This is a genomic window from Paenibacillus contaminans (assembly GCF_003285015.1).
Lineage (GTDB): Bacteria > Bacillota > Bacilli > Paenibacillales > NBRC-103111 > Paenibacillus_V > Paenibacillus_V contaminans.
In genome coordinates this window covers 138286-144776 of the sequence record NZ_QMFB01000023.1, presented here as the reverse complement: position 1 = coordinate 144776, position 6491 = coordinate 138286, and the positions used below count along the sequence as shown (strand labels likewise).

5 protein-coding genes are annotated in these 6491 nt (G+C 49.8%); all 5 read left to right on the top strand.

The genetic code is table 11. The features are described from left to right. On the top strand, positions 1–187 hold a 187-nt coding region (locus tag DQG23_RS43160; protein WP_238178110.1), incomplete at its 5' end, for a hypothetical protein. A 322-nt stretch (positions 188–509) separates the two neighbouring features. Then, positions 510–2111: a sensor histidine kinase gene (locus DQG23_RS30085; protein ID WP_158560767.1), complete on the top strand. Its 1602-nt coding sequence runs from the start codon at positions 510–512 to the stop codon at positions 2109–2111. Between the two features lie 3 nt (positions 2112–2114). Next, on the top strand, positions 2115–3764 hold the full coding sequence (locus DQG23_RS30080) for a response regulator transcription factor (RefSeq protein ID WP_113034747.1): 1650 nt from the start codon (positions 2115–2117) through the stop codon (positions 3762–3764). Positions 3765–3861: 97 nt separating this feature from the next. Continuing rightward, on the top strand, positions 3862–5538 hold the full coding sequence (locus DQG23_RS30075; RefSeq protein ID WP_113034746.1) for an extracellular solute-binding protein: 1677 nt from the start codon (positions 3862–3864) through the stop codon (positions 5536–5538). Positions 5539–5618: 80 nt separating this feature from the next. After that, on the top strand, positions 5619–6476 hold the full coding sequence (locus DQG23_RS30070; RefSeq protein WP_238178114.1) for an ABC transporter permease: 858 nt from the start codon (positions 5619–5621) through the stop codon (positions 6474–6476). The last annotated feature ends 15 nt before the right edge of the window (positions 6477–6491 follow it).

Below are 6491 nucleotides of genomic sequence, written 5' to 3'. Positions count from 1 at the left end.
GCCGCTTGGCGCCGCGCCGCCGCAAATGTTGCACGCGATGCAACAAAAGGCGCCGCCTGGCGCTCTGCCGCCGCAAATGTTGCACGCGATGCAACAAAAAGGCGCCGCTTGGCGCTCTGCCGCCGAAAATGTTGCACGCGATGCAACAAAAGGCGCCGCTTGGCGCCGCGCTATGATTAGCTCCTAATAGCGGAGACTTGCGGCATATAATTTCCAATTTTCATATTTTTGCTGTGCTATAATACATGGTAAAAATTGAATGCGCTTTCGCAGCATGGAATCATGGATGCGCCGGGACAAGCGTGCAGGTCGTTACCACGGATGGAGGATGGAAGGCTTTGAGGATCAATATCCGAATAGGGAATTCTTCGATTTTCCGTAAGATTTTTATTACGTTCCTGATTTTATTGGTACCGCTTTACTGCATAACGTTAATTTTTGTCGTACAGGAAGAGCAAAGATTAAGGGGGCATTTAACATCATCATTGGAGAATAGGATTTCCCAGCAGATGCAAGCATTCGAAACGGAAGTGAATCGGATTGCCCGGTTTCAAACGGAATATGCGGTAGATAAAGATTTGCTGCAGCTAAGTACGATCTCGGATGGCTTGACTCCCTTTCAACGCAGTCAGGCCGTTTTGGATTTGCAAAGAAGGCTTTATTTATTAAAGGAATCCAGCCCTTTTATTGAAGAAACAATCGCCATGATTCCCGCCATCAAAGGGAGCGTCGTTTCCAAAACCTTCGAGCTGCGTATCGATACGGCTTTGTGGAACGGGCTTCGGTCGGATCGGCAAATGATCGGGCCGTTCAACTATTGGGATAATGCGCTATATTTGACGCTTACACATCCGCGAATCAATCTTGAATCGGACAAGGAGCCGTCTTTTTTGCTGGCGGTCAAGATGAATAAACACACAATCGAAAAAATGCTCTCCGATTTGCACATATACCCGGACAGCCAATCGCTGCTCATCAGTCTTCATTCGGGGGCGCTTTTGTCGGGGAATGAAGAGGTATGGCAAATGTCCGATATGGAAAGCAAGCTAGCCCTGCAAAGCAAACTAAGGCAAGAAGCGGAAGGGAAAGTCATCCATGACGACTGGGACGTTGGCCAGAGCGAGTACTTTGTTTCCGCTGCGAAATCGGACGAGCTTGGTGTCATGCTTTTGACCTACGTTCCCAATGAACAAGTGCTGGGGCCGACTAAGGTATATCTCTTTTGGTTTTGGTCCATTTCGGCTCTTTCCTTCGTGATTGTTCTACTGTTCTCCTTGTCGATATACCGATTCATTCATCGGCCGCTGCTTAAGCTGGTATCGGCTTTTCGCCAGGTGGAAAGAGGGGAGATCAATACGGCAATAGATATTAACCATACGGCGAAAAATGAATTCGGCTATTTATACAATCGCTTTAATTTGATGGTGAACGAACTGCGCACGCTGATTGAGGAAGTGTATGAACAACGAATCCGCAGCCAGCAATCCGAGCTCAAACGGCTGCAATCGCAAATCAATCCTCATTTTTTGTATAACAGCCTCTTCGTGCTTTATCAATTAATCGAGCTGAACGATAACCGAAACGCGCTGCGTTTTGCCAAATATTTGGGCGGATTTTTTCAGTATATTACCCGCGACTCCAAGGAAGAAGTCGTTCTGTCGAGAGAGGTCGAGCAAGCGAAAGCATATACCGAGATTCAAAAAATGTGTTACGGACACCGTCTGCATGTTGAATTCGGCGAGCTGCCCGAACAAGAAGGCAATCTCGTCGTTCCGCGGATTATCATACAGCCTGTTATCGAGAACGCTTTCAAATATGCCTTCGAACATATGGTATCCGGAGGCAAGCTGTCCCTGCAGTTTAAGGTTGAAGACGACCTGTGCGTGATCGTAGTTCAGGATAACGGAGAAAAGCTGGACGACAGTCTGCTGGCGAGGCTGCAAAAAGAAACAAGCGACGACTATGCGGATCCGATGGAATTAAGCGGGCTTATCAATGTGCATCGGCGGTTGAGAATTCGTTACGGTGCGCCTGGCGGCTTGCGTTTCTCGCGCAGCGGCTGGGGCGGATTATGCGTCGAAATCATAATCAAAAGAGAGAAGGAGCGTTAACATATGGCTTGGCAAGTTCTGATTGTGGACGATTTGCCGATTATCGCGGATAGTCTGGCACAATTGATGGAACGGTATGAGCCCGTTCAATTTGAAGTACACAAGGCGTACTCGGGGGAGGAGGCGCTGCAGGCGTTGAGGGCGGAAACGGATATCGTCATATCGGACATCAAAATGCCGGGCATGGACGGCATACAGCTGCTGGAAGCGATACGTCCGCAGTGGCCGCACTGCAAAGTAATTTTTCTTTCGGGTTATGACGAGTTCCAATATGCCCAAAAAGCGTTGACGCTCGGCGCATTCGACTACGTGCTCAAAGCGGACGGCAACGAAAAAGTGTTCGCTGCAGCGGAGCGCGCCGTAACCGCTTTGGAGAAGGAGCGCGATGAACGCAAATTGTTCGACCGGACGAAAGAGCAATTGCGGTTGTCTCTACCCTCGATGCGAAGGGAGTTTATATGGGAGCTGATGAACGGCGGAGAAGAAAAGGGAACCGGGTCGTGGACGCTTGCGGATTTGGGCGCTTCGCTTGATCCGTCGTTTCCAGTACTGCTGCTGGTCGGACGGATCGGTCAATGGCCTGCGTTACGGAGCTTGGCCGAAAGCAGCCGGCTGCTTGCAGACATGCAGGATATGGCCGGAGAAATGCTTGGGGCGCGGTTGCATTACTTGAATGCCGTCTATGAACGAAATGAAATGGTATGGCTCATTCAACCGGGCGGCTTCTATACCTTTCCGGGAGGGCCTGCCTTAACGCAGGAAGCCTGGGAACAAGCCGGCAGCGATCTTGCCGAAGCGGCGGAAGCGATACGTCTTACCGTTAATCAGCGCTTCGGCTTGTCCGTTTCATTCGCCCTTATCAATGAACCGGTTGCTTGGAGCCGTGTTTCCAAAGCATTTCACCAATTGCGGATGCTGATGATCATCGGCAAAGGCTCAGACGAAGTAATAAGCGGCAGAGGTATTCCGGATTTGGCGAGCAAGCCGGAGAAAGCCTTCTATAAGGCGCAGTTGGAACGCTTGCAGAAAAGCTTGGAAAGTGGCGGGAGATTCGAGTTTTTTCATGAATATGACGCTCTTGTCGATTCGGTGTGGAGAACTGCCGATCAAGGGCTTAATCTGGAGCTCCATCACGCTGTCGCTTCGCTTCTTTTGTCCGAAATAAACCGTTTGGGCATACCGGAAGACGTCTATAGCGGGGTATATGATCGATTCCAGGCGGCTTCGGACCGCTTGCATGTTTTTCAGGAAAGGACTTCGCAGTTTTACAGGGAGATTGCGGCTTTTATTTTCGAAAGGAAGTCGCAAGCACAAGAGGAGCCGGGCAAACATGTTGTTCAGCTTGTGCACAAGTATGTCGAAGCCAATATGAACCGTTATTTCTCCCTATCGGAAATTGCGGATCATGTGAATTTGAACCGTACTTATTTGTCGCGGCTGTACAAACAGCTGACCGGCGAAGGGGTGTACGATTATGTCAACCGCGCCAAGCTGGAGCAGGCTAAGGAGAAGCTGCTGCATACGAATATGAAAGTCCAGGATGTCGCCGCTTCCTTGGGGTATTTATCGGCAATGTCCTTTATTCGTTTTTTCAAAACGCAAACCGGGTTATCGCCTCAGGAGTACCGCGAGCAGGGCAGTCGGCCGATGTAAACCGTTGCATATAAACGTAAATCGATGAATATTGAGAGAGCGTCCGCGTGGTTTTACACTGATATTGTAAGCAAATCGATAGTAAGGGGGAAAGAATTTGAAGAAAATTGGTAAATCGATTTCTATTTTGTTGCTCGCCACGACAGCTTTAGGCGTCAGCGGATGTTCGGGCGACAAAGGCAACGGAGTATCGTCAAGCTCTGGAGTTAGCCCGTCCGGCTCTTCTCAGCCGTCGCCCTCGGCTTCTTCCGGGCCGGTTGTGATCACGACTGCGAAAGCCTCACAGTCTTCGATCAAGTTTGCCGCAGGAGAAGACTATGATAACAACGCCGTGTACAAAGCGTATGAACGGGATCTCGGCGTGATTCTGAAAAATGCTTTTGTTGCGGATGGCCAGCAGTATGATCAAAAAGTAAAGCTGGCGATCGCTTCGGGGGAAATTCCCGATTTGTTTGCCGTAGGGATTCAGGATTTGTCCAAGCTGGTTGAGGCCGATCTCGTCATGGATATTACCGATTTATTCGAGAAGCATGCAACGGCTAAAACGAAGGCGTTTTTGACAGCGGATGGGGGCAATCAACTGAATACGGCCAAATTCGGCGGCAAGCTGATGGCGATTCCCCAAACATCCGATTCGAGAATTCCGTCCCAATTTTTGTGGGTTCGCAAAGACTGGCTGGATAAGGTCGGACTGCCGGAGCCCAAAACGCACCAAGATGTATTAAAAATTTCGGAAGCGTTTGCAAATGGCGATCCTGATGGTAACGGGAAGAAAGATACGTACGGGATCGGAATTGACAATACGCTGTTTCAGAGCAGCTTCGGTTTAACGGCATTTTTCAACGCTTATCATGCTTACCCTGGACAATGGATGGAAGACGGCTCCGGCAAGCTCGTATACGGCAGCATTCAGCCTGAAATGAGGAAAGGACTGCAGCAATTGCAGGCGATGTTCAAGAACGGAGAAATCGATCCCGAATTCGGCGTGAAGGATTTCGAGAAAACGACCGAAACGGCCGCAGCCAATAAACTGGGGATCATGTACGGGCCGTTTTATGCAGGGGCGTTCCCGCTGCAAGCGGCCGCCGTGAAGGATAACAAGCTTGTTCAAAATTGGCGCGTTTATCCGATCGTTTCGGTGGATGACCAGCCTGCGAAGACGCAATTGGAAGCGACAGTCGGCAGCTACTTTGTCGTCTCCAAGAAAGCGAAGCATCCGGATAAAATTATCGAAATGCTCAATCAATATGTTGCTATGGAAGAGGACCAGAAAGGCGCCGGCAAAGATTATTTTGGCTTCAGCAGGGAAGGTACAGTCGACTACTGGATGTTGAACCCGTTCTTATCCTCGTCTCAGAAGATGTTATCCGATTGGGGAACGAAAATTCCGGAAGCGCTGAAAACAGAAGATACTACCAAGCTAAGCGCATCGGAGTTAACTCTCTATGAGAGTGAGAAGAAGTACTTGGCGGGAAATATGGCGTTCTGGGGCTCCGCCCATATGGAGTTTTCGGTAGACGGCACGCTTCCGATCCTCAACCAGTACGTCAAGGATAACCGGCTTCTGTACAATAAATTTACGAATGCGCCGACGGAAACGATGGTCGAGAAGCAAGGGACGCTGGATGCGAAAATGCTCGAAGTGTTCTCGAAAATCATTATGAACGAAGCGCCGATCGAGGAGTTCGATAAATTCGTGACGCAGTGGAAATCGCTGGGCGGCGACCAAATGACGCAGGAAGTGAATAAATGGTACGCAGCGAACAAGAAATGAAGATGCGCGTAGGTGGAGATTCGGCGACCCCCGGAATACCAAAGCGAAGCTCATGGACGCGGAACTGGGTGCTGCATGCGATGCTGCTTCCATCGGTCGTCCTGGTTCTGGTCTATCAGTATGGTACATTGTTCGGCTTAATCATGGCTTTTCAGAAATACAATCTGGCGAAGGGGATTCTCGGTTCCCCTTTCGTCGGATGGCGAAATTTCGAGTATGTGCTCCATTTTCCCGACATTGGCCGCGTGATCTTTAACACGATCTTTATCGCTTCTATGAAAATTGTGGTCGGGTTGATCGCCCCAGTCAGTATGGCGCTGCTGCTGAATGAAGTGCGAAAGGTTTTGTTCAAGCGTATTTTTCAGACCGTTGTGTATTTGCCTCATTTTTTGTCCTGGGTTATTCTGGGCGGTATTCTGATCGATATTTTGTCGCCTTCCTCGGGCATTGTCAACCAGTTGCTGGGGCTGCTCGGCATCAAGCCAATCTTTTTCCTGGGCAGCAATAGCTGGTTCCCTTACGTCATCGTCATCTCGGACGTCTGGAAGGAGTTCGGCTTTGGCACGATCGTCTATCTGGCGGCGCTGGCAGGGATCAATCCGAATTTGTACGAAGCTGCGGAGGTCGACGGCGCGGGGCGCTGGCGGCAAACGTGGTCGATTACGCTGCCCGGTATTGCCCCTATCATCGTGCTTATGGTTACGCTTAGTCTGGGGAATGTGCTGAATGCGGGTTTTGATCAGATTTTCAATCTGTACAGTCCGCAAGTTTATGAAACCGGCGACATTATCGACACGCTTGTTTATCGGATCGGCTTGCTTGACGCGCAATATAGCTTGGCGACCGCCATCGGCTTTATGCGCTCTATCGTAGCCTTCCTGATGATTTCCGTTTCATATGTACTGGCTTATCGGCTGGCCAATTACCGAATCTTTTAGTCGTATAGGAGAGCA